Genomic DNA, 23003 nt, shown 5'->3' on the forward strand with positions numbered 1-23003 from the left:
AGCGGAGCGGAGGCTCAGGGGGAACGCGGCCGCGCGGCCGCGGTGGGGGGACGGCGCGCACGACGCGGGGGACAGTGAACGCTTGCGTTCACTGTTCGGGGGTCACTACCGTTGTCGAGACAGTGAACGCAAGCGTTCACTATGGCAGTCGTGGGGGATTCACAGTGACAACCTCTCCGTCGATCCGATCTCCGAAGCCGGGCACCGCCCGAAGGAACGGGCACCCCGGTATCGCACTCGCCGTCATCGCGGCCTGCCAACTCATGGTGGTACTCGACGCGACGATTGTGAACATCGCCCTTCCACACATTCAGGACGCTCTGCGTTTCAGCACCACAGACCTCACCTGGGTCGTCAGCTCCTACACGCTCACCTTCGGCGGCCTGCTGCTGCTCGGGGGCCGGGCCGGTGACATCCTGGGCCGCCGCCGGGTCTTCATCACCGGCATCCTGATCTTCACTCTCGCCTCGCTGATCGGTGGATTTGCCCAGGAGCCCTGGCAGTTGCTGGCCGCGCGGGTCCTCCAGGGGATGGGAGGTGCGATCGCGTCGCCCACCTCCCTGGCGCTGATCACGACGACCTTCCCCGAGGGTCCCGAACGGAACCGCGCCTTCGGTGTCTTCGCCGCCGTCTCCGCGGGCGGCGGGGCGATCGGCCTGCTGGCGGGCGGCATGCTCACCGAATGGCTGGACTGGCGGTGGGTCCTCTTCGTCAACGTGCCGATCGGCCTGCTGATCGCCGCCGTCACCCCGCTCTACATCAACGAGTCCGAACGGCACTCCGGCCGCTTCGACATCGCGGGCGCGGTGACCTCGACGGCGGGTATGGCCACGCTCGTGTACGGCTTCATCAGGGCCGCGGACGAGGGGTGGCGGGACAGTCTGACCATCGCCTCCTTCGGTGCGGCCGTGGTGCTGCTGCTCGCCTTCGCCGTCGTCGAGTCCCGGGCCCGGGAGCCGATCACCCCGTTGCGGATGTTCGCCGACCGCAACCGCTCCGGCACGTACGTGATCATGCTGAGCCTGGCAGCGGCGATGTTCGGGATGTTCTTCTACATCGTGCTGTTCGTGCAGAACGTCCTCGGCTACAGCCCCATCGAGGCCGGGCTCGCCTTCCTGCCGGTCACCGTCGTGATCGCGCTCGGCGCGGGACTGTCGCAGCGGTTCCTTCCGGTGTTCGGTCCCAAGCCGTTCATGCTCGTCGGTTCCGCGCTCGCGGCGATCGGCCTGGCCTGGCAGGCGCTGATCACCTCCGACAGCTCCTACGCGGGCGGAGTACTGGGGCCCATGCTCGTCTTCGGTTTCGGCATGGGGCTGAACTTCGTCACCCTGACGCTCACCGCGGTCTCCGGCGTCGCCCGGCACGAGGCGGGCGCCGCGTCCGGACTGCTCAACGCGACGCAGCAGGTCGGCGGCGCCCTCGGTCTGTCCATCCTGACCACCGTGTTCGGCACGGCGAGCAGGAACGAGGCGAAGGAACAGCTGCCGGACTTCCTCGCGAACGGGTCGCCCGAGCAGAAGGCCGTGTTCGCCTCGACGCATCAGCTTCCGGCGCCCTGGGGACACGAGGTGCTGGCACAGGGCATCTCCGCGGCGTTCGTCCCGGCCGCCGCGATGGCCGTCCTCGCACTGGCCACGGCCTGGCTGGTGATCAGGGTCCGCAGGAGCGACCTGGAGGCCCTCTCCGGTACGGCGGGCGGGGGCGGGGGCACCGGCACCAGCGCCGACACCGGCCCAGGCTCAGGGTCGGGCACCGGTGCCGGCACAGGCTCGGGGCCGGGCACCGGTGCCGGCACAGATACGGGCACGGGCTCGGGCACGGGCTCGGGCACCAGCCCCGGCACCCGCACCGGCTGACGCGACACCGTACGCCGTACTACAGCGCTGCCGTGAGCCACCCCGGCAGCCCCTCCGTCCGCTCCACCCAAGCCGGCGGCGGAGCCCCGGCCTCCGCCCCGGCGAGCACACCGCCGACGATGGCGCAGTTCGTGTCGACATCCCCGCCGACCTGCGCGGTCGTCCAGAAACCCCGCTCATAGTCACCGAGGGCGCGGGCCGCCGACCAGAGCGCGAACGGAACCGTGTCGTGCGCCGTGGTGCGCCGGCCGCAGCCCAGGACCGCCGCCACCGTGGCCGCGTCGCCGAAGTCGAGCATGTCCCGGGCCCGGCGCAGCCCCGCACCGACCGCGCTCTTCTTCGGCACCAGTGCGATGACGCCGTCGAGGAGCGCCCCGGCGTCCGGCGGGCCGTCGTCCGCGGCGGCGAGCGCTGCCGCGGCGGCTACGGCCATGGCGCCGACCACCGCCTCACGGTGCTGGTGAGTGGGGTAGGCGGAGATCTCCGCCTGGTGCGTGGCCTGCTCGGGGTCGTCCGCGTACCAGGCGCCCAGCGGGGCGATGCGCATCGCGGCGCCGTTCCCCCAGGAGCCCTGGCCGTCGAAGAGGTCGGCGGCCAGCTCCCGCCAGTCGCCGCCTTCCCGGACCAGCCGGAGGAGCCGGTTGACCGCGGGCCCGTAGCCGCGGTCGAAGTCGTGGTGCTCGGCGAAGGAGCGGGCCAGGCTGTCCTGGTCGACGCGCCGGTGGGCCCGGAGTTCGGCCACCACGGAGCAGGCCATCTCCGTGTCGTCCGTCCACTGCCACGGCCCGGCCGGTACTTCGCGCCGCTTCAGCAGCGGGTGGTTGACGGGCACGAAGTACTGGGAGCCCAGCGCGTCACCCACCGACAGTCCGCGCAGACTCGCCAGGGCCCGTTCCAGGCGCTCGTCCAGGCGTTCGTCCGGGCGTTCACCCAAGCGCTCGCCGCCAGAGGAATGTGCGGTCATGACCCTGCCACCTTATCCGGTCATCCAGTACGGTTCCGGGTCCCGCCAGCGGTCGAACGGACGGTCCAGCCGGTATTTTCCGTCGTCGCCGAGAACGAGCATCCGCATTTCACCGTTCCCCGGATTGGACAGCGACTCGAATTCCGCCACCGTCCAGTGGAACCACCGCATGCAGAACAGCCGCATGGCCAGTCCGTGCGTCACCAGGAGAACGTTCGGCGGGTGGTCGGGGGCCTCGAAGCTGCGGAACAGGCTCTCCAGGAATCCGCCCACCCGGTCGTACACGTCCGCGCCGGACTCGCCCTGCGCGAAGCGGTAGAAGAAGTGTCCGTACGCGTCCCGGTACGCCTTCTGCAGGCGTACGTCCTCGCGGTCCTGCCAGTTGCCCCAGTCCTGCTCCCGCAGCCGGGGTTCCTCCCGCACCCGTATGAGCTCGGGGTCGAGGCGGAAGGCGCGCAGGGTCTCGTGCGTGCGCCGGTACGGCGAGACGTACACGCTGATCCGGTCGCGGCCGAAGAGCTCGCGCACTCTCTCTCCGGTGTCGGCGGCCTCCCGCCAGCCCTGCTCCGTCAGGCCGAGGGCGTGGTCGGGTTCGCGTTCGTACACGGAGTCGTCAAGGTTGCCCGTTGACTCGCCGTGCCGGACAAGGACGATGCGCCGTGGTCGTGCCATGCCAAAACCCTAGATCGCGCCGCGGCCCGCCGAGCACCCGGGCGGGCTCCATACGGCGTAGGTCACCCGGTCCGGGACCGGGGCACGGGGCTCGGCCCCAGGTCACACGGTCCAGGAGGGTTCCAGCTCCACGATGTCCCCGGTGAGGGCGGAGACGTCGGCCTCCGTCTGGGCGCGCAGCGCGAGCCGCTCCACCCGGTCCGCGCGGTATTTGCCGTGCTCGGCAGCGGCCCGCCACATCGACAGGATGAGGTATTCGTTCCCGGGCGCCTCGCCGAAAAGACCGCGGACCATGCCCGGCGAACCGGCCATGGCGGGGTTCCACACCTTCTCCTGCATGAGGACGAAATGCTCGGCACGCTCCTCGTGCGCGCGGCAGAGGGCCACGCGCACCAGATCGGCGTCCGTGAATCGCGGTTCGAAACCGGTCTTCACATCGAAGCGGTAGTCGAAAAGCCTGGTGCGGGCATTCTTGAAGGTGCCCGACTGCGCCGCGGCCAGCCGGTCGTGGGAACGCGCCATGAAGGAGTCGTAGAAGGTGCGGCTCTCCCAGAAGGCGAAGACGTGCGCCACTTCGGGCCGCAGCCGGCTCCAGCCACCGCCCTGTCCCCGAAAACCCGGCTCCCCCGGAAGCCCCGCCCACTTTCGCTGCCCCCGTTCGAAACCGCGGCGGTCGACCACGGTGCAGCGAATCCACTTGACCAGCACCGCGCCATGGTAAGGCCAGGAAAGGCGGCCCGGCCGCCCTTGCGTGGTCTGCTTTCCGTTCCCGCGCCCGTATGCGTGGCAGGATGGACAACCGGCCGTCACTGTTCGGCAGTTGGGGTGGACGGACAGGACGGGCTACCGGGAAGGGGAACTGAGTGAACGGCCTCAGCAAGGGCATCCGGAAAGTCGAGGTCGCGCTGCGGTGGGACCCGAATCCTGCGGGCGAGACACCCGCCGATCTGGACGTGGTCGCCGCGACCTACCTGGCGGACGCCCCGTACGGTGATCCCGCCTACGTGGTGCACTTCGACAGCCGCTCCCCCGACGGCACCATCTATCTCAACCGGGACAGCCAGGACGGCAAGGGCTTCGGTTTCGACGAGGTCATGACGCTGGAACTCGAACGGCTCAGCGAGCGGTACGCGCGCGTGGTGGTCGGTGTGGTCATACAGCAGCGTGACGAACGCCGGACCTTCGTGGGCGTGTACCACCCGGGCCTGCGGATCCGGGAGGGCCACACCGACCTCGCCACCTCGGACTTCGGGGACGTACCGGGGGCGACGGCGGCGACGGTCGCGGAGTTCGTACGGGACGAGACGGGAGCATGGGAGTTCCGGGCCGGCGTCCACGGCCACGACGGCGACCCCGCGGAGTTCACCGCGACCATGGGAGCACGCCGCTCCTGAGCCGCACAGCGCATGAGTAAGGGGCGGTGACCATGGTCACCGCCCCTTACTCATCAATCAGACGCTACCGATCAGCTGCAGCCGCTGGTCGAGCCGCAGCCCTCGCAGATGTAGCAGGAACCGGCCCGCTGCATCTTGGTGCCGCAGGAGAAGCACAGCGGGGCGTCGGCCTGGATGCCCAGCTGCATCTCCACCAGCTCGGCGCTGGTGTGCGCCTGCTTCGGAGCGGGCTTCGCCGCCTCGACCTCGGCCTTCGGCGTGGCGACCGCCTTCAGCTCCTGGGCGAGCGGCGCCGACTGGGCCAGGCCCTCGACGTCGACCTCGTCCTCGGACGGCTCGTACGAACCCGTCTCCAGGTGGCGCTGGCGCTCCTCGGCGGAGTGGATGCCGAGCGCGGAGCGCGTCTCGAAGGGCAGGAAGTCCAGCGCCAGGCGGCGGAAGATGTAGTCGACGATCGACTGCGCCATCCGCACGTCCGGGTCGTCCGTCATACCGGCCGGCTCGAAGCGCATGTTGGTGAACTTCGAGACGTACGTCTCCAGCGGCACGCCGTACTGGAGCCCCACGGAGACCGCGATGGAGAAGGCGTCCATCATGCCCGCGAGGGTGGAACCCTGCTTGGACATCTTCAGGAAGACCTCGCCCAGACCGTCGTCCGGGTAGGAGTTCGCCGTCATGTAACCCTCGGCGCCGCCGACGGTGAAGGACGTGGTGATGCCGGGACGTCCCTTCGGGAGGCGCTTGCGGACCGGGCGGTACTCGACGACCTTCTCGACCGTCTCCCGGATGGCCGCCTCGGTCTTCTCGGTGACCTCCGCCTTCTCCTTCTCCTTGGTCTTGGCGGAGAGCGGCTGGCCGACCTTGCAGTTGTCGCGGTAGATCGCCAGCGCCTTGACGCCGAGCTTCCACGCCTCGAAGTAGATCTCCTCGACCTCTTCGACGGTCGCCGACTCCGGCATGTTGACCGTCTTGGAGATGGCGCCGGAGATCCAGGGCTGGATCGCGGCCATCATGCGGACGTGGCCCATCGGGGAGATGGCCCGCTCGCCCATGGCGCAGTCGAAGACCTCGTAGTGCTCGGGCTTGAGGCCGGGGGCGTCGATCACGTTGCCGTTGTCGGCGATGTGGGCGACGATCGCCTCGATCTGCTCCTCCTGGTAGCCCAGGCGGCGCAGGGCCTGCGGGACGGTGCCGTTGACGATCTGCATCGAGCCGCCGCCGACGAGCTTCTTGAACTTGACCAGCGCCAGGTCGGGCTCGACACCGGTGGTGTCGCAGGACATCGCCAGACCGATGGTGCCGGTCGGGGCGAGGACGGACGCCTGCGAGTTACGGAAACCGTTCTTCTCGCCGAGGCGCAGGACGTCCTGCCAGGCCTCCGTCGCAGCGGCCCACACCGGGGTGTCCAGGTCGTCCATGCGGACGGCGGTGCCGTTGGCGTCGGAGTGCTGCTTCATGACGCGCTGGTGGGCGTCGGCGTTGCGGGCGTAGCCGTCGTACGGGCCGACGACCGAGGCCAGCTCGGAGGAGCGACGGTAGGCGGTGCCGGTCATCAGGGAGGTGATGGCACCGGCGAGCGCGCGGCCGCCGTCGGAGTCGTAGGCGTGGCCGGTGGCCATCAGCAGGGCGCCGAGGTTGGCGTAGCCGATGCCGAGCTGACGGAAGGCGCGGGTGTTCTCGCCGATCTTCTGGGTCGGGAAGTCCGCGAAGCAGATCGAGATGTCCATCGCGGTGATGACCAGCTCGACGACCTTCTGGAAGCGCTCGGTCTCGAAGGACTGGTGGCCCAGGCCGTCGTCCTTGAGGAACTTCATCAGGTTCAGCGAGGCGAGGTTGCAGGACGTGTTGTCCAGGTGCATGTACTCGCTGCAGGGGTTCGAGCCGTTGATGCGGCCGGACTCCGGGCAGGTGTGCCAGTGGTTGATCTGGTCGTCGTACTGGATGCCGGGGTCGGCACAGGCCCAGGCGGCCTCGGCCATCTTGCGGAACAGGCCCTTGGCCTCGATCTCCTCGATGACCTCGCCGGTCATCCGGGAGCGCAGGCCGAACTTGCCGCCCTGCTCGACCGCCTTCATGAACTCGTCGTTGACACGGACCGAGTTGTTGGCGTTCTGGTACTGGACGGACGTGATGTCGTCGCCGCCCAGGTCCATGTCGAAGCCCGCGTCGCGCAGGGCGCGGATCTTCTCCTCTTCCGTGACCTTGGTCTTGATGAAGTCCTCGACGTCGGGGTGGTCGACGTCCAGGATGACCATCTTCGCCGCACGGCGGGTGGCGCCACCGGACTTGATCGTTCCGGCGGAGGCGTCGGCGCCCCGCATGAAGGAGACGGGACCGGAGGCGTTGCCGCCGGAGGAGAGCAGCTCCTTGGAGGAGCGGATACGGGAGAGGTTCAGGCCGGCGCCGGAACCGCCCTTGAAGATCATCCCCTCTTCCTTGTACCAGTCGAGGATCGACTCCATGGAGTCGTCGACGGACAGGATGAAGCAGGCGGAGACCTGCTGCGGCTGGGGGGTGCCCACGTTGAACCAGACGGGGCTGTTGAAGCTGAAGATCTGGTGCAGGAGTGCGTAGGCCAGCTCGTGCTCGAAGATCTCCGCGTCGGCGGGCGAGGCGAAGTACTTGTAGTCCTCGCCGGCCTTCCGGTACGTCTTCACGATGCGGTCGATCAGCTGCTTGAGGCTGGTCTCGCGCTGCGGGGTGCCGACGGCACCCCGGAAGTACTTGCTGGTGACGATGTTGACCGCGTTCACCGACCAGAAGTCGGGGAACTCCACGCCGCGCTGCTCGAAGTTGACCGAGCCGTCGCGCCAGTTGGTCATGACGACGTCACGACGCTCCCAGGCCACCTCGTCGTAGGGGTGGACCCCGGGGGTGGTGTGGATGCGCTCGACGCGGAGTCCCTTGCTCGCCTTGGTGCCCTTGGCGCGGGAACTCCGTGCCGGACCGCTCGCCGTCTCTGTCATGCCGCCTCCCTGATACGGGCGAAAACGCCCTGAAGTGCCTCGATGTTCCCGTGGCACGGTGTTCTGTCTGGTGTTGCGGGCTTCTCGCTCCGCCCGCAACAGGTCTCTGTCTCCGCCACCGGACAGCCGGTCCCGGTTCCTCCGTCCGGGCCCGGTCCGCCGGTCAGTCGGAGGCGCCTGCGGGCTCGGGGACCTGCGCGGTCCCTCCGGGCCCGTGGCCGTCTTCCTGGCTCCCCGCGCCGGTCTCTCCGCCGTCCCCGCCGGGCCGCCCCGTCTGCACCCTGAGCTCCGCGATCGCCGCGTCGAAGTCCTCGAGCGAATCGAACGCCCGGTAGATCGAGGCGAACCGCAGATAGGCGACGAGGTCCAGTTCCTGCAGCGGACCGAGGATGGCCAGCCCCACGTCATGACTGGTCAGCTCGGCGCTGCCGGTGGCCCGTACCGCCTCCTCGACCCGCTGGCCGAGCTGGGCGAGCGCGTCCTCGGTGACGGGCCGCCCCTGACACGCCTTCCGCACGCCGTTGATGATCTTGGTGCGGCTGAACGGTTCGGTGACCCCGGACCGTTTGACCACCATCAGCGAGCAGGTCTCCACGGTGGTGAAGCGACGGGAGCAGTCGGGGCACTGGCGGCGCCTGCGGATCGACGTGCCGTCGTCGGTCGTACGGCTGTCGACGACCCGGCTGTCGGGGTGCCTGCAGAAGGGGCAGTGCATGGGACTCCAACCCTCCTCACAGCAGACTCAATAGCCTCATGAGGGCCTTCTGGCCCCTCGAAGCGACCCCCAGCATAGGCGATCGCCACCGGCTCGAAGACCGGGGGGACCACAACTTGTGGGCCACTGATCCAATCCAACCACTAGATGTGGGGATTGGCTCATACATCCACGCTGTCACGCGTGTCGCGCCCGCACCGGCGGGCGGGCGGCGGCACCGGGCGCGCCGGACCGCACACGGACGGTCGCCGGACCGCACACGGACGGCCGCCGGGCGGGCGGGTCCCGGCCCGCGCGGGGGCACATTACGCGGCCCACGTGGGCACGCGCGCGTGACGCGGTCGGACGGGCGCGACGGATACGGAGATACCGTGGGCGCCGCGGGGAGGCGGAGTGGGACTCCCGCACAGATGGGGACCACTCCCCTTCGCACGGAACGCCGAATGGCAGACTGGGGCCACAACCCGCGGGCGACCACCCCGGCGGTGAAGGGTACAGCAATGAACCCTTATGTCCGCTGATCACCGCGGCAGCGATACACCTGGACACATGATCACGTCAGGCAAAACGCGTTTTTTCACTCGAACGTGTGTTTGGCGCAACCTTTCGAAAGCAACTACCGTTGTCCAGCAGGGAGACCATCGAGAGGGGCCGACGTGACCACCACCGCAGACAGTGCCGCCATCACTGCCCAGGACCGCTCCACGGGCCGGATCGAGCCAGTACATGCGATGAACGAAGCCACGAATCCCGAGGGAGCCAAGCGCTCCCTACCTGGCCGACCTCCAGGAATCCGGGCGGACAGCTCGGGACTCACCGATCGCCAACGCCGGGTGATCGAGGTCATCCGCGACTCCGTCCAGCGTCGAGGCTACCCGCCGTCGATGCGGGAGATCGGCCAGGCGGTCGGCCTCTCCAGCACCTCCTCCGTCGCCCACCAGCTGATGGCACTGGAGCGCAAGGGCTTCCTGCGGCGCGACCCGCACCGCCCCCGCGCGTACGAGGTGCGCGGCTCCGACCAGGCCGCCTCCGTGCAGCCCACGGACACCGCGGGCAAGCCGGCCGCCTCCTACGTCCCGCTGGTCGGCCGTATCGCCGCCGGTGGGCCGATCCTCGCCGAGGAGTCCGTCGAGGACGTCTTCCCCCTGCCCCGGCAGTTGGTCGGCGACGGCGAGCTGTTCGTCCTCAAGGTCGTCGGCGACTCGATGATCGAGGCCGCCATCTGTGACGGCGACTGGGTCACGGTCCGCCGCCAGCCGGTCGCCGAGAACGGCGACATCGTCGCCGCCATGCTCGACGGCGAGGCCACCGTCAAGCGCTTCAAGCGCGAGGACGGCCACGTCTGGCTCCTCCCGCACAACTCGGCCTACGAGCCGATCCCCGGCGACGACGCGACCATCCTCGGCAAGGTGGTGGCCGTACTGCGCCGCGTCTGAGCGTCACGGTGCGCGGGCCCGGCCGGGCCCCGCCGTCACGACCGGGCCCCGGAACCTCTGCGCCGGTTCCGGGGCCCTGCGCTGTCCGGTTCTCCCGGTCGGCTGTGCGGTCCGCCCGGCCGACTGTCCGGTTTTCCCGGTCACCGGGCCCCGCTGACCGGGCGGTTTCGCTCGGTGGGTAGCCTGACGCGGTGCCGCGTCAGGCTACCCACCGATCATGCGCCTTCCGTCTGCTTCGCCGCCGCGTCGATGGCGGCCAGCGACTTCCGTGCCTGATTACGGTCCGTGGTGTACCAGAAATCAGGCAGTGACGCCTTGAGATAGCTGCCGTACCGGGCCGTGGCCAGCCGCTGGTCCAGGACGGCGACGACTCCCCGGTCACCGGAGGCCCGTACGAGGCGACCCGCGCCCTGGGCCATGAGCAGCGCCGCGTGGGTCGCGGCCACGGCCATGAAGCCGTTGCCGCCCGCCTCCTCCACCGCCTTCTGGCGGGCGCTCATCAGCGGGTCGTCCGGACGCGGGAACGGGATCTTGTCCATGACGACCAGCTGGCAGCTGGGGCCGGGGACGTCGACGCCCTGCCAGAGGGAGAGCGTCCCGAACAGGCAGGTCTTCGCGTCGGCCGCGAAGTTCTTGATCAGCTCGCCGAGGGTCTCCTCGCCCTGGAGGAGGATCGGGTACTCGGGGATCCGCGACCGCAGCTCCTCCGCCGCCAGCTGCGCCGCCCGCATCGACGAGAACAGCCCCAGGGTGCGGCCGCCGGCGGCCTGGATCAGCTCCGTCAGCTCGTCCAGCATGTCGGCGCGGTCGCCGTCGCGTGCCGGGCGTGCCAGGTGCTTGGCGACGTACAGGATTCCCTGCCGGGGGTAGTCGAAGGGCGAGCCGACGTCGACGCCCTTCCACTGCGGGACGTCGTCGCCCTGCGTGCCTTCGGGGGCGAGGCCGAGGGAGGCGCCGACGCCGTTGAAGTCACCGCCGAGCTTCAGCGTCGCCGAGGTGAGCACCACCGAACGATCGGTGAAGAGCTTCTCCCGCAGCAGACCGGAGACGGACATCGGGGCGACCCTGAGGGACGCGCCGAAGCGGTCGTGGCGCTCGTACCAGACGACGTCCCACTCGGAGCCGTTGACGATGCGCTCCGCCACGTCGTGCACGTTCTCCACGGAGGCCAGTGCCTGTTTGCGGACCGCGTCCTCGTCCTGCACGGACTTGTCACGGGTGGAGCCGAGGGCGGAGATCACCGTGCGGCAGGCGTCGCGCAGGGCCGCCAGCGCGTAGCCGAGGTCTTCCGGGATCTCCTCCAGGCGGCCCGGCAGGGCCAGCTCCATGAGCCGCTCGAACCCCTCGGAGGCGGTCTGGAGCTGGTCTGCGGCCTTCTCGTTGACGAGCTTCGCGGCCCGCCGCACCGCGCGGCTGACCTGGCCGGGCGTGAGCTCGCCGGTGGCGACGCCGGTGACCCGGGAGACCAGCTCGTGCGCCTCGTCGACGATGAGCACCTCGTGCTGCGGGAGGACCGGTGCGCCCTCGATGGCGTCGATGGCGAGCAGCGCGTGGTTGGTGACGATCACCTCGGAGAGCTTGGCCCGCTCCCGGGCCATCTCGGCGAAGCACTCGGCGCCGTACGCGCACTTCGTGGCGCCCAGGCACTCCCGGGACGACACCGACACCTGGGCCCACGCCCGGTCCGAGACGCCCGGCGTGAGGTCGTCGCGGTCGCCGGTCTCGGTCTCGTCCGCCCAGTCCCGCATCCGCAGCAGGTCCTGGCCCAGCTTGCTGGTCGGCGCGGCGGCCTCGAACTGGTCGAAGAGGCCCTCCTCCTCGTCCTGCGGCATCCCCTCGTGCAGCCGGTGCAGGCACAGGTAGTTCGACCGGCCCTTGAGCATCGCGAACTCCGGCCGGCGGCGCAGCAGCGGGTGGAGCGCGTCCACCGTGCGCGGCAGGTCCCGCTCGACGAGCTGGCGCTGCAGGGCCAGGGTCGCGGTCGCCACGATCACCCGGTCTCCGTGGGCGAGGGCCGGCACCAGGTAACCGAGCGACTTTCCGGTGCCGGTGCCGGCCTGGACCAGCAGATGGGAACCGTCGTCGATCGCCTCGGCGACCGCTTCGGCCATGGTCACCTGGCCGGGACGCTCCGTGCCGCCGACGGCAGTGACGGCGGCATGCAGGAGTTCGGGGAGTGAGGGCTTCGTCATAGCGCGACCACCCTACGGCCCGGGACTGACAAACGGGTGGGCAACAGGGGAGCACGAGCCCTGCGGGGGACCGCGCCGACGCACTGCCGACGGCTACAGCAGATGCCGCAGGGACCGGTCCCTGACCATGAGGGCCGCGCGCTTGGCCGGCAGGTCGATCTCGGCGGCGAACCGGAAGCCCGCGCCGAGGAAGGCGGCGATGGAAGGCGTGTTGCGGAGATCCGGTTCGGCGAGCACGCGCGTGCAGGCGGGCCGCCGGTCCCAGACGAGGTCGGCCACGGCCCGGATCAGAGTGGTGCCGAGCCCTCGGCCCCGGTCGGCGTCGTCACCGATCAGCAGGTGCACGCCGATGTCGTGGGGGCGGGCCGGACAGTGCCGGGCCAGCGGGTCGAGATCGGCACGGTAGATCTCCCAGTAGCTCATCGGACGGCCGTCGAGGACACCGAGGCACGGCACGCTGTGGCCGCTTCCGGTGAGCTGGGCGCGCAGGTGCGCCTCGGTCACGCTCGGCGGTCCGGTGAGTTCCCAGAACTCGGCCACAACAGGGTCGTTCATCCAGCGGCTGACGAGCGGAAGGTCGCGCCCGACGCGCACGGGGAGCAGGTGGAACGGTCCGGCGGGCGTGGGGGTGGGGCCCCAATCGGCGACGTCGTCGCGCGGCAGGGGGCCGGTGCGGGGCGCGGGACCGGTCTCCCGCGCGCGAGTGTCACGGGGAAAGCGGGTATCGCGGGTATCGGCGGTCCGGGGTCTCGCCTCGGTGGGCAGCACGGTGTCGCTCCTCTCCGGGACTCGGTTCAGCGGTGCAGGGGATTGGTCACGGGCACGTAGACGGACTGGGTGTCGACCGGACCGACGAGTTCGTCGAGTCCGTGCAGACGCGTCAGCAGATTGGCTTTGCAGTGCAGTACGGGCGAGTCGAGAAGGAGACCGGGCAGCGAGCCACGCATCCGGTGCGGCCCCGCGGCGGCTTCGCCGAGGAAGCGGCGGAACGCCCCCAGGAGCAGGTCCTCGTCGGCGAGCCGCTGTGAGCCGAAGGCCCCGATCAGACCGAACACGTTGTTGATCCCCAGGTAGTACGCGAACCGCTCGTCCGCGACCTCGTCGGAGACGAAGGTGTCGCTCCGTCCGCCGATGCCGGGCAGCAGGGAATCGAGCGCCGCGCGGTGCGACTCACGGAAGTAGTAGCCCTGGTTGTCGCGGTAGCGGCCGCCCGCCGGCCAGCCGTCGGCGTCCAGGAGGAGCAGCGTGTTCTGCTGGTGCGCCTCCAGGGCGATGCCCGCCTCGCCGTCCAGCCGGAGGAGGGGGCGTGCGACGTGTTCGAGGTAGCGCAGGAACCACTCGGCGGCGACGGCGCCACGGGGACGGCCCGTCCGGGCGGCCAGCCGGCCGATGACCTCGGCCAACCGGGAGGACGGGGAGGAGGAAGGGGAGGAGAGAGAGGACGGGGAGGAGGGGTGAGGGCGGAGCGCGGTGAGGGCGGCGACGCAGGAGACGTCGTCCGCGGGGGCGAAGGGGTTGTGCCGGATGATCACATCGAGTCCGGGGACGGGCGAGCCGTCCGGCCCGTCCACGGCGATCCACGCCGGATCGCGCACGATGTCGAAGTGCGGGTGCGCGGCCTGCCACCGGCCGGCGAGCCCGCCGCGCAGGAGACGGTGGACCTCGACACCCCGATGGAGTTCCTTACGGAGGTTCTCGCGCCGTGAGTTGGTGATGTGCAGGCCCAGGGAGAGTTTCAGCATGGCGGGCGCGCCGGTGCGGTGAACGGTACGCACGGACGAGGTCGGGTACCAGGCCGCCCCCTGGGGACCGAGGTCGCGCAGCAGCCCGGCGTCCAGCAGTGCCTCGGCCTCGGGTCTGCGCCGGATCTCCGCGGCCTGCCAGGGGTGCAGGGGCAGGGCCGTGTACCCCTGCGGCAGATCCAGGTCCGGTGCCAGTCGCGCGGTGAGCCGGACGGCGGTGACGGGGCGGCCCCGCTCGGTCCAGGCGGAGTCGGTGGCGAGCACGGACGGGGCGACCGCCAGCCAGTGCAGGGGGAAGGAGCCGCGCAGTTCGGGCGAGTAGCGCCGCGCCTCGCTCTCCGACAGCCCCTCGCGGCTCTTCGGGGTCGGGTGCAGGGGGTGGCCGTGGACGAGGGACTGCTCGGCGGCGAGGAAACGGTCGTGTCCGTCGTACGGGCCGGTGCCGGCGGGCCGTTCGCGGCGGTCGGCGAGGAAGACGGCGGTACGGCGAACAGAGTCGGCGACCCGGGACACGAGGTCGAGGGCGGCGTCCGTACCCGCCGTGGATGACTCCCTGGCGAGCAGCACGGCGAGCGTCACGGCGTCCACGGGACTGCCCGGCCGGGGCACACCGGTCAGCTCAGCGGCGCCGAAGCGGTGCAGGCCCGTCGGCGACCAGTAGTGGACGGGCACGAGCAGGGCGGTGCCGCTGGCGGGCAGGGGGACGCGGAGGAATCCGTCCTCGGGAGCGAGGGCGTCGGTCTCGCGGGCCCAGCAGCGCAGAAGGTTCTCGACGGTGGCGGCTTGGGCTTCGGCGAGGGGGTTGGGGTCGGGGTCGAGAAGGGGGCGGGGCTCGGGGTCGGCGATGTCAGCAGCGTCAACGATGTCCGCGAGGTCGGACTGCTGAGGGAGGGAGCTGACGTCGGGTAGGGGGAGGGAAGACATGGCGGTTCCTTGGGGCGAACGTTTTTTCATAGAGGCGTACTTAGGGGCGTACTTAGGGACGTACGCAGGGAGGTACTGCGGACGTACGGGGTCGTACGAGGGACACGCCAGAGACGTTCGTGGGCCTGGCGATCCCGGGCCACCATCCGCACGGCGTCGGTCAGCGGCCAGTTCCCGCAGACGACAGACCCTGCGGTCGGCGTCTGCGGCGTCGCAATCGCCGCGCCGCGATCGTTGGCATCGCGGTCGTTGGCATCGCGGTCGTCGGCGTCGCGGTCGTAGGCGTCGCGGTCATCGGCGTCGCGGTCGTCGGCGGAGGTGGCGATCCCCGCCCGGTCACGGCACGCACGAGCGCGACGGCGGTGTCCACCGCGTCAGCCCCCGGGGAGTCGCATAACCGCACGCGCGCGTGCCGCGTGAGAGCCGGCGGCGAACACCGCAGTAACTCGTCGACGAAGGCGTCCGCGATCCGCGACACCAGGCCGGCCGACTGACTGCCCAGTCGGACGAGCGGCTGACCGACCGGCTGACTGATCGGCCGACCGACCGGCTGACCGATCGACTGACCGAACGGCTGGAGGGGCACGACCGGCAGGGCGGTGCGGACGTACGTCTCACGCCCCACGGGTCCCGGACACCCCGGCCAGCTCCCCCCGCACCAGGATTCGGCCACGGCTCCCTGTCCTCCCACCGCTCAGAGGTGACTCAGCAGCCCACCCCTCATCGCGCATAACACCCGGCCGGCCTCCGGGTTACGGCTCTCCTGCCGCAAGATCTTTGCCGTGACGCAACCGTTGCCGTTCCGTCGGAAGTCCCCCACAGCGAGCGCATAGTGTCTTTGTGCCGCCCGAACGCGCCGCGGGGCCGGCCGTGCCCGGCACGGCACTCGGCCGGGGAGGCCGCGGCACCGCCGGTGCCACACAGTTTTCTCGGCAGGGGGAGTCAGAGCATGCGATCCACGCGATCCAAACGGCCGTCGTTCACCGGTCGCGGGCCGAGGGGCGGGCGGAGCCGTGCCCTCACGGGGCCGGCCGTCGTCGCACTCGCGTCGGTGCTGGCTCTCACCGTCACCGCATGCGACTCCGGCGGTGACGGCGGTGACGCCCCCTCCGCTGCCGCCGACGACGGCAGCAGCGGGTTCACGATCCCGGACGACCTCAAGGACAAGCTGAAGGAACACGGGATCGACGTCGACCAGTGGAAGGACGGCGCCTGGAAGGACTGGGACCGGGAGGACTGGCTGCGCGAGGCGCAGGACTTCGTCAACCCGATCATCGAGGACCTGTGGGACCCGGACCGGATGCGGGACGCGGAGGAGCCGGACCAGGAGGTCGACGCGGGCGACCTCTCCGTCGACGAGGGGGTCACCGATCCGGAGCCGGCCCCCGTCCCGGCGGCGGCCGTGGCCCCGAAGTACCACGACAACGCCGCCACGGCGGGCAAGGTCTTCTTCGACGCCCCCGAGGGGCAGATGGTCTGCTCGGCGACGGTCGTGGCGGACCCGGCCAACCCCGGCAGGTCCAACCTCGTCTGGACCGCGGGCCACTGCGTGCACGCCGGCGCGAAGGGCGGCTGGTACCGCAACATCGCGTTCGTCCCGTCGTACAACGACGCGGGTCTGTCGGCGCGGGAGTTGCTGAACGCCACCGAGGACGAGATGGCCCCGTACGGCGTGTGGTGGGGCGACTGGGCCCAGACCTCCGACCAGTGGATCGAGCGGGGCGGGCCCACCAACGGCAACGGTGCCTCGTACGACTTCGCCGTCATCCATGTGACGCCCGAGGAGGGCGGTGACGGCAAGTCGCTGGAGGAGACGGTCGGCTCGGCGCTGCCGGTGGACTTCGACGCCCCCGCCGTGTCGGACGTCGAGGAGATCACGGCGATCGGCTATCCGGCCGCGGAGCCGTTCGACGGGCAGGCGATGTACAGCTGCGCGGACCGGCCGAGCCGGTTGTCGATCGACGCGTCGGACCCGACCATGTACCGGATCGGCTGCACCATGACCGGCGGTTCGTCCGGCGGCGGCTGGATCGCGCAGGGGGCCGACGGCGAGCCGGCCCTCGTCTCCAACACCTCGATCGGCCCGGTGTCCGCGGGATGGCTGGCGGGTCCGCGCCTGGGCCCGGAGGCCGAGGACGTGTACACCTCGGTCAGCGACAAGTTCGCCGGTCAGTGACCGCACGCACCTTCGCCGATCAGTGAGCGCACCCACCTTCGCCGGTCAGTGACCGTACGCCTGAGGGCGCCTCCCCCGCCGCATACGGCGAGGAAGGCGCCCTCAGGAACAGAAGGAACGGACTCAGGCGAGCGGCGCCGGGACGTACGGCGTCAGTTCCGCCGCCAGTTCCTCGTGCACCCGCACCTTGAGCAGGGTGCCCTCCGGGGTGTGCTCCTCGGAGATCACCTCGCCCTCGTCGTGGGCGCGGGCGACCAGCTTGCCGTGGGTGTACGGCACCAGCGCCTCGATCTCCACCGACGGGTGCGGCAGCTCGCTGTCGACCAGGGCCAGCAGCTCCTCGATGCCCGCGCCCGTCCGGGCGGAGACCGCGATGGAGTGCTTCTCGACCCGGAGCAGCCGCTGGAGTACCAGCGGGTCGGCCAGGTCGGCCTTGTTGATCACGACGATCTCGGGTACGTCGATGGCGCCGACGTCCCTGATCACCTCGCGCACCGCGGCGAGCTGCTCCTCCGGGACCGGGTGCGAGCCGTCCACCACGTGCAGGATCAGGTCGGAGTCGCCGACCTCCTCCATGGTGGAGCGGAACGCCTCGACCAGGTGGTGCGGAAGGTGCCGGACGAAGCCGACGGTGTCCACCAGCGTGTACAGCCGCCCGCTCGGCGTCTCGGCCCGGCGCACGGTCGGGTCCAGGGTCGCGAACAGCGCGTTCTCGACCAGGACGCCCGCGCCGGTGAGGCGGTTGAGCAGGGAGGACTTGCCGGCGTTGGTGTAACCGGCGATGGCGACCGACGGGACCTTGTTGCGCCGACGTTCCTGGCGCTTGACCTCACGGCCGGTCTTCATCTCCGCGATCTCACGGCGCATCTTCGCCATCTTCTCGCGGATCCGGCGCCGGTCCGTCTCGATCTTGGTCTCACCGGGGCCGCGGGTCGCGAGGCCGCCGCGGCCACCACCCATCTGCCGGGACAGCGACTGACCCCAGCCGCGCAGTCGCGGCAGCATGTACTGCATCTGCGCGAGCGCCACCTGCGCCTTGCCCTCCCGGGACTTGGCGTGCTGGGCGAAGATGTCGAGGATCAGGGCGGTCCGGTCGATGACCTTGACCTTGGCGACGTCCTCCAGCTGGATCAGCTGGCCGGGGCTCAGCTCACCGTCGCAGATGACGGTGTCCGCGCCCGTCTCCTGCACGATGTCGCGCAGCTCCTGCGCCTTGCCGGAGCCGATGTACGTGGCCGCGTCGGGCTTGTCACGGCGCTGGATCACGCCGTCGAGCACGAGCGCGCCCGCGGTCTCGGCGAGGGCCGCCAGCTCGGCGAGGGAGTTCTCCGCGTCCTGCGCCGTCCCCGAGGTCCACACGCCGACGAGGACGACCCGCTCCAGACGGAGCTGGCGGTACTCGACCTCGGTGACGTCCTCCAGCTCGGTGGAGAGACCCACCACACGGCGCAGAGCCGCGCGCTCGGAGCGGTCGAACTGGTCGCCGTCCCACTCGGCGGCGTCGATCTCGTGGCTCCCGGCGACGTCCTCTTCCATCAGGGCATCGGCCCGAAGACCCTCGGGATAGGTGTGCGCGAGGCGCTTGGTGTCCTGGGAAGGGGAAGAAGAGGAGGTCATTGGATCCTTACGTGTCCGGGAACGGATACTGCGGCGCTTCTGGCGTCGTACATCACGCCACTGGCGTCATTCGTCACAACGCACGGGGCGGCGGGGAGATTCCCGCGACCCGTGCCGCGCCGTCCCGAAAATGGTCGCACGGCACGGGGCGTCTCGTCACCGCCTTATTCGCGGACCGTCACCGCCTTTGTTCGCGGGCTGTCACCGCCGCACGCGCGGGCGGTCGCCGCCATGGGCGCGAGCCGTCACCGGCCTCCCCGACGGGTGGTGCCGGGCTTCGCGTCCTGTCGCTCCACCGGCTTCCAGTCCGGGTGGCCGGGCATCGGGGGCGTCTTCTCGCCGTACAGCCAGGCGCGGAAGAAGCCGTCCAGGTCGCGTCCGGACACCTCGGCGGCGAGCCGTACGAAGTCGGCGGTGGTCACCGAGGCGTCCCGGTGGCGCTCGACCCAGCTCCGTTCGAGCCGCTCGAAGGCCGGGGGGCCGATCTCCTGGCGCAGGGCGTACAGGACGAGGGCGGAGCCGTCGTAGACGCTGGGGCGGAAGATGCTCGTCTTGCGGCCGGGCTTGGGTGCCTTCGGCTCGGCCGGCGGTCCGCCTGCCGCCCGCCAGCTGTCGGAGGCGCCGTAGGCGGCCTTCATCCGCGCGGTGAGCGTTCTGCCTTCCCGCTCGTCCGCGTAGAGCGCCTCGTACCAGGTGGCGTGCCCCTCACTGAGCCACAGGTCGGACCAGGCGCGTGGGCTGACGCTGTCGCCGAACCACTGGTGGGCCAGCTCGTGCACCATGATCGACTCGATGTACCACCGGGGGTAGGCGTCCTCGGTGAACAGCTCACGCTCGAAGAGGGAGAGCGTCTGCGTCTCCAGTTCGAACCCGGTCGACGCGTCGGCCATGAGCAGTCCGTAGGTCTCGAACGGGTAGCGCCCGACCTTGCTCTCCATCCAGGCGATCTGGCCGGGCGTCTTCTCCAGCCACGGTTCGAGCGCCGCGCGGTGCGCGGTCGGGACGACATCGCGTACGGGGAGGCCGTTCGGGCCGGTGCGGTGCAGCACCGTGGAGCGGCCGACGGAGACCTGCGCCAGTTCGGTGGCCATGGGGTGCCGGGTGCGGTACGTCCACGTGGTGGCACCGTCCCCCGCGCGGGGCCGGTCGGCCGGGAGTCCGTTGGCGACGGCGGTGTGCCCGTCCGGGGCGGTGACCCTGATGGTGAAGAACGCCTTGTCGGAGGGGTGGTCGTTGCAGGGGAAGACCAGGTGCGCGGCGTCGGCCTGGTTGGCCATGGCGAGGCCGTCCGACGTGCGCACCCAGCCGCCCTGGCGCTCCTCGGGCGACTGCGGGTCACTGGTGTGCCGCACGGTGATCCGGGTCCGGTCGCCCTCGTCCAGGGGGTCCTCGGGCGTGATCACCAGGTCCTCGCCGGCGGTGGCGAACCGGGCGAATTCGCCGTCCACCCGCACGGAGTCGACCGTGCCGTGGGCGAAGTCGAGGTTGATCCGGTCCAGGTCGGCCGTCAGCCGGGCGTCGATCGTGGTGACGGCCGCCAGGGGCGCGGTGTTGTCCCCGGAGTAGGCGAAGGACAGGTCGTAGGAGACGACGTCGTAGCCGGGGTTGCCCAGGTGCGGGAAGAGGCGGTCGCCGATGCCGAGCGGGGCGGGCGGCGCGCTCGCGGCGACCAGGCAGACGCAGACGGCCGGGGCGAGCAGCGCCGCCGCGCGGACCCGCCGCCGGTTCCTCGTACGGGGACGGGACGCGCCGAAGCGGGATGCGGGGAAGCGGGATGTACGGGCGTCCGGGATGTGGGGAGTGCGGGGAGTGCGGGGCATGAAGTACGGCTATCAGCGCGCGCGGGTATGGCAGCGATGACGCGCGCCCCGCGCACCCGAACGGGCCCCGCGCCCCGGCGAACGGCCGCGCGCCCCCTGCTGCGTCAAGCGGTACCCACCACTTGACGACCGCGACCGAGCAACGGCCCGGCGGTTCCGGAGCCGGCTGCCGTGTTCAGCCGCCCGTCGCCTGCGGCTGCGCCCTGCTGACGTCGTACACACCGGCCACGTTGCGCATCGCGCGCATGAGGGCGGGCAGGTGGGCGGCGTCCGGGAGGCGGACGGTGTACGTGTGGCGGACGCGCTGCCGGTCCGGAGGTTCGACGGTCGCCGAGACGATCTCCGCGCCTTCCTGGGCCATCGCCTCGGTCAGGTCGGCGAGGAGGTGGGGACGGACGAACGATTCGGCGAGCAGCGTGACCCGCCCGCCGGCGGTGTCGCCCCAGCGCACGCCGACCTCCGCGCGCCCTCCGCTCTTCATGCGCGCCACCACGGCGCACTCCGCGCGGTGCACGGTCACCACTCCTCCGCGCACGGCGAAGCCGGTGACCTCGTCGGGCGGTACGGGGGTGCAGCAGCCGGCCAGCCGCACGGTCGCGTCCGGCAGGTCGACCAGGACGGCCGGGGCGTCCGGCCCGTCGGACGCCGCGTCGGACGTCAGCTCGGGCAACGTGTCCGCGCTGCGGCGTACGGCGGGTTCCCGGCCCTCGGCGCGGTCCTCCTCGGTGGGCCGGTCCGCGCCCCGCCGTCCCGCCTCGTCGTCGCCGGCGTCGTCACCGTGCCCCGGGTGGGCCGTGAGCCACCGCTGGATCGCGATGCGGGCGGCGGGGGTGTGGGCGTGCTCCAGCCACTCCCTGGAGGGTTCGGAGGCCGGGTCCTGCCCCATCAGGAGCTGCACCGCGTCGCCGTCGCGCAGGACGGTGCTGAGGGTCGCGAGCCGGCCGTTGACGCGGGCGCCGATACACGCGTGCGCGTCCTCCCCGTACTGGGCGTACGCGGCGTCCACGCAGGTCGCGCCCTCGGGCAGCCCCAGGCTGCGGCCGTCCGGCCGGAAGACGGTGATCTCGCGGTCCTGGGCGAGGTCCTCGCGCAGGGTGGACCAGAAGGTGTCGGGGTCGGGGGCCGCGCGCTGCCAGTCCAGGAGGCGGGAGAGCCAGCCGGGGCGGGTGGGGTCGACGCGCTCGCCGTCGCCTGCGGCCTGCTCCTCGGGGGGTGCCGTGTAGGGGTTGCCGAGGGCGACGACCCCGGCCTCGGCGACCTTGTGCATCTGGTGGGTGCGGATGAGGACTTCGACGACCTGCCCGTCGGATTCGCGGGCCACGGCGGTGTGCAGCGACTGGTACAGGTTGAACTTCGGGACGGCGATGAAGTCCTTGAACTCCGAGACCACCGGCGTCATACAGGTGTGCAGCTCACCCAGGACGGCGTAGCAGTCGGCGTCCTCGTTGACGAGGACCAGCAGACGGCCGAAGTCGGCGCCGCCCAGCCGTCCGCGTTTACGGGCCGTGCGGTGCAGGGAGACGAAGTGGCGCGGCCTGATCAGTACCTCGGCCGGGATGTCCGCCTCGCGCAGCACGGCGCGCACCTCGTCGGCCGTACGGGCGAGGGGGTCGTCCTCGCGGGCCGCGTTCTCGGCGATGCGCTCCTTGGTGTGCCGGTACTCCTCGGGGTGCAGGACCGCGAAGACGAGGTCCTCCAGCTCGGTCTTGAGCGCCTGGACGCCGAGGCGCTCGGCGAGCGGGATGAGGACATCGCGGGTGACCTTGGCGATGCGTTCCTGCTTCTCCTGGCGCATGACGCCGAGGGTGCGCATGTTGTGCAGCCGGTCGGCGAGCTTGATCGACATCACGCGGACGTCGTTGCCGGTGGCGACGAGCATCTTGCGGAAGGTCTCGGGCTCGGCGGCGGCGCCGTAGTCGACCTTCTCCAGCTTGGTGACGCCGTCGACGAGATAGCGGACCTCTTCGCCGAACTCCTTGCCCACCTGGTCCAGCGTCACGTCGGTGTCCTCGACGGTGTCGTGGAGGAGAGAGGCGGTCAGCGTCGTCGTCTCGGCGCCGAGCTCGGCGAGGATGAGGGTGACGGCGAGCGGGTGGGTGATGTACGGCTCGCCGCTCTTGCGCATCTGGCCGCGGTGCGAGGACTCGGCGAGCAGATAGGCGCGGCGCAGCGCGTCGATGGCCGCGTCGGGGTGGTGGGCGCGGTGGGCCTCGACGACGTGCCCGATGGCGTCGGGGAGCCGGCCGCGGGTGGTGTTCCCCAGCAGTGCGGCGCGGCCGAGGCGCCGCAGATCGAGCCGGGGGCGGGCCTTCCGGCGGGCGGCCGTCGGCGTGGTGGCGCCGGCGGTCGCGGGCGTCACTGGGCCTGGGCTCGCTGGTTTCGCGGCCTCCGCGTTCATGGGCACCTCCGGCTGCGTCGACCGGCGGGCGGGCAGCCCCGGGACGGCCAGGGCTCAGGGGACGGCGTGGGTTCCCCGTCCGGGCCGGTGCTTGATGCTATCGAGCCCATCACGTACGGCCGACCGCCTCT

General features: G+C 71.0%; 15 protein-coding genes. 4 read left to right on the forward strand and 11 right to left on the reverse strand.

Annotated elements, in window-relative coordinates:
• Nucleotides 1-164: 164 nt before the first annotated feature.
• Nucleotides 165-1856 (forward strand): MFS transporter, encoded by a 1692-nt coding sequence (locus UW392_RS43890; RefSeq protein WP_320780912.1) that lies wholly within the window; start codon nucleotides 165-167, stop codon nucleotides 1854-1856.
• 19 nt (nucleotides 1857-1875) lie between these two features.
• Here UW392_RS43890 and UW392_RS43895 read toward each other — a convergent pair whose 3' ends face one another.
• The 3 genes from UW392_RS43895 to UW392_RS43905 all read right to left on the reverse strand — a co-directional run bounded on the left by UW392_RS43895 (nucleotide 1876) and on the right by UW392_RS43905 (nucleotide 4200).
• Nucleotides 1876-2820 carry an ADP-ribosylglycohydrolase family protein gene (locus UW392_RS43895; RefSeq protein WP_320780913.1) on the reverse strand — a complete coding sequence of 315 codons (945 nt, stop codon included), beginning with the start codon at nucleotides 2818-2820 and terminating at the stop codon, nucleotides 1876-1878.
• Nucleotides 2821-2832: 12 nt separating this feature from the next.
• Complete coding sequence (locus tag UW392_RS43900) at nucleotides 2833-3492, reverse strand: phosphoglycerate mutase family protein (RefSeq protein ID WP_320780914.1); 660 nt, start codon at nucleotides 3490-3492, stop codon at nucleotides 2833-2835.
• 102 nt (nucleotides 3493-3594) lie between these two features.
• Entirely contained in the window at nucleotides 3595-4200 is a 606-nt protein-coding gene (locus UW392_RS43905) for a YdbC family protein (protein WP_320780915.1), read from the reverse strand.
• Between the two features lie 155 nt (nucleotides 4201-4355).
• Between UW392_RS43905 and UW392_RS43910 the strand changes: the two genes are divergently transcribed.
• The gene (locus UW392_RS43910; RefSeq protein ID WP_320780916.1) at nucleotides 4356-4886 is read left to right on the forward strand and encodes a TerD family protein; all 531 of its coding nucleotides are present in this window, start codon (nucleotides 4356-4358) and stop codon (nucleotides 4884-4886) included.
• 71 nt (nucleotides 4887-4957) lie between these two features.
• Here UW392_RS43910 and UW392_RS43915 read toward each other — a convergent pair whose 3' ends face one another.
• Both UW392_RS43915 and nrdR read right to left on the reverse strand, forming a co-directional pair.
• Nucleotides 4958-7852, reverse strand: a complete 2895-nt coding sequence (locus UW392_RS43915) for a vitamin B12-dependent ribonucleotide reductase (protein WP_320780917.1) — start codon at nucleotides 7850-7852, stop codon at nucleotides 4958-4960.
• A 163-nt stretch (nucleotides 7853-8015) separates the two neighbouring features.
• A complete protein-coding gene (nrdR, locus tag UW392_RS43920; protein ID WP_320780918.1) occupies nucleotides 8016-8567 on the reverse strand; it encodes a transcriptional regulator NrdR in 552 nt (183 codons plus the stop codon).
• Between the two features lie 656 nt (nucleotides 8568-9223).
• Here nrdR and lexA point away from each other — a divergent pair.
• A complete protein-coding gene (gene lexA / locus UW392_RS43925) occupies nucleotides 9224-10003 on the forward strand; it encodes a transcriptional repressor LexA (RefSeq protein ID WP_320780919.1) in 780 nt (259 codons plus the stop codon).
• A gap of 215 nt (nucleotides 10004-10218) precedes the next feature.
• On the opposite strand, the gene UW392_RS43930 is transcribed toward lexA, so the two are convergent.
• The 3 genes from UW392_RS43930 to UW392_RS43940 form a co-directional block, all read right to left on the reverse strand.
• Nucleotides 10219-12195, reverse strand: a complete 1977-nt coding sequence (locus UW392_RS43930) for an ATP-dependent DNA helicase (protein WP_320780920.1) — start codon at nucleotides 12193-12195, stop codon at nucleotides 10219-10221.
• A 93-nt stretch (nucleotides 12196-12288) separates the two neighbouring features.
• On the reverse strand, nucleotides 12289-12963 hold the full coding sequence (locus tag UW392_RS43935) for a GNAT family N-acetyltransferase (protein ID WP_414497283.1): 675 nt from the start codon (nucleotides 12961-12963) through the stop codon (nucleotides 12289-12291).
• A gap of 26 nt (nucleotides 12964-12989) precedes the next feature.
• Entirely contained in the window at nucleotides 12990-14861 is a 1872-nt protein-coding gene (locus tag UW392_RS43940; protein WP_320780921.1) for an IucA/IucC family protein, read from the reverse strand.
• A 949-nt stretch (nucleotides 14862-15810) separates the two neighbouring features.
• Here UW392_RS43940 and UW392_RS43945 point away from each other — a divergent pair.
• The gene (locus UW392_RS43945; RefSeq protein WP_320780922.1) at nucleotides 15811-17037 is read left to right on the forward strand and encodes a hypothetical protein; all 1227 of its coding nucleotides are present in this window, start codon (nucleotides 15811-15813) and stop codon (nucleotides 17035-17037) included.
• Between the two features lie 123 nt (nucleotides 17038-17160).
• Here UW392_RS43945 and hflX read toward each other — a convergent pair whose 3' ends face one another.
• From hflX to UW392_RS43960, 3 genes are all read right to left on the reverse strand, one after another.
• The gene (hflX, locus tag UW392_RS43950; protein ID WP_320780923.1) at nucleotides 17161-18654 is read right to left on the reverse strand and encodes a GTPase HflX; all 1494 of its coding nucleotides are present in this window, start codon (nucleotides 18652-18654) and stop codon (nucleotides 17161-17163) included.
• Between the two features lie 245 nt (nucleotides 18655-18899).
• A complete protein-coding gene (locus UW392_RS43955; protein WP_320780924.1) occupies nucleotides 18900-20474 on the reverse strand; it encodes a M1 family metallopeptidase in 1575 nt (524 codons plus the stop codon).
• A 175-nt stretch (nucleotides 20475-20649) separates the two neighbouring features.
• Nucleotides 20650-22872 carry a RelA/SpoT family protein gene (locus UW392_RS43960; RefSeq protein WP_320780925.1) on the reverse strand — a complete coding sequence of 741 codons (2223 nt, stop codon included), beginning with the start codon at nucleotides 22870-22872 and terminating at the stop codon, nucleotides 20650-20652.
• Nucleotides 22873-23003: the final 131 nt, after the last annotated feature.

The sequence above is a fragment of the Streptomyces sp. CRN 30 genome (assembly GCF_034105845.1).

What these genes read in the sequence shown, in the direction of transcription:
- UW392_RS43895 (WP_320780913.1), bottom strand. Translation starts at nt 2,820, where the DNA reads ATGACCGCACATTCCTCTGGCGGCGAGCGCTTGGGTGAACGCCCGGAC.
- UW392_RS43900 (WP_320780914.1), bottom strand. Translation starts at nt 3,492, where the DNA reads ATGGCACGACCACGGCGCATCGTCCTTGTCCGGCACGGCGAGTCAACG.
- UW392_RS43915 (WP_320780917.1), bottom strand. Translation starts at nt 7,852, where the DNA reads ATGACAGAGACGGCGAGCGGTCCGGCACGGAGTTCCCGCGCCAAGGGC.
- nrdR (WP_320780918.1), bottom strand. Translation starts at nt 8,567, where the DNA reads ATGCACTGCCCCTTCTGCAGGCACCCCGACAGCCGGGTCGTCGACAGC.
- UW392_RS43930 (WP_320780920.1), bottom strand. Translation starts at nt 12,195, where the DNA reads ATGACGAAGCCCTCACTCCCCGAACTCCTGCATGCCGCCGTCACTGCC.
- UW392_RS43940 (WP_320780921.1), bottom strand. Translation starts at nt 14,861, where the DNA reads ATGTCTTCCCTCCCCCTACCCGACGTCAGCTCCCTCCCTCAGCAGTCC.
- UW392_RS43945 (WP_320780922.1), top strand. Translation starts at nt 15,811, where the DNA reads ATGCGATCCACGCGATCCAAACGGCCGTCGTTCACCGGTCGCGGGCCG.
- hflX (WP_320780923.1), bottom strand. Translation starts at nt 18,654, where the DNA reads ATGACCTCCTCTTCTTCCCCTTCCCAGGACACCAAGCGCCTCGCGCAC.
- UW392_RS43955 (WP_320780924.1), bottom strand. Translation starts at nt 20,474, where the DNA reads ATGCCCCGCACTCCCCGCACTCCCCACATCCCGGACGCCCGTACATCC.
- UW392_RS43960 (WP_320780925.1), bottom strand. Translation starts at nt 22,872, where the DNA reads ATGAACGCGGAGGCCGCGAAACCAGCGAGCCCAGGCCCAGTGACGCCC.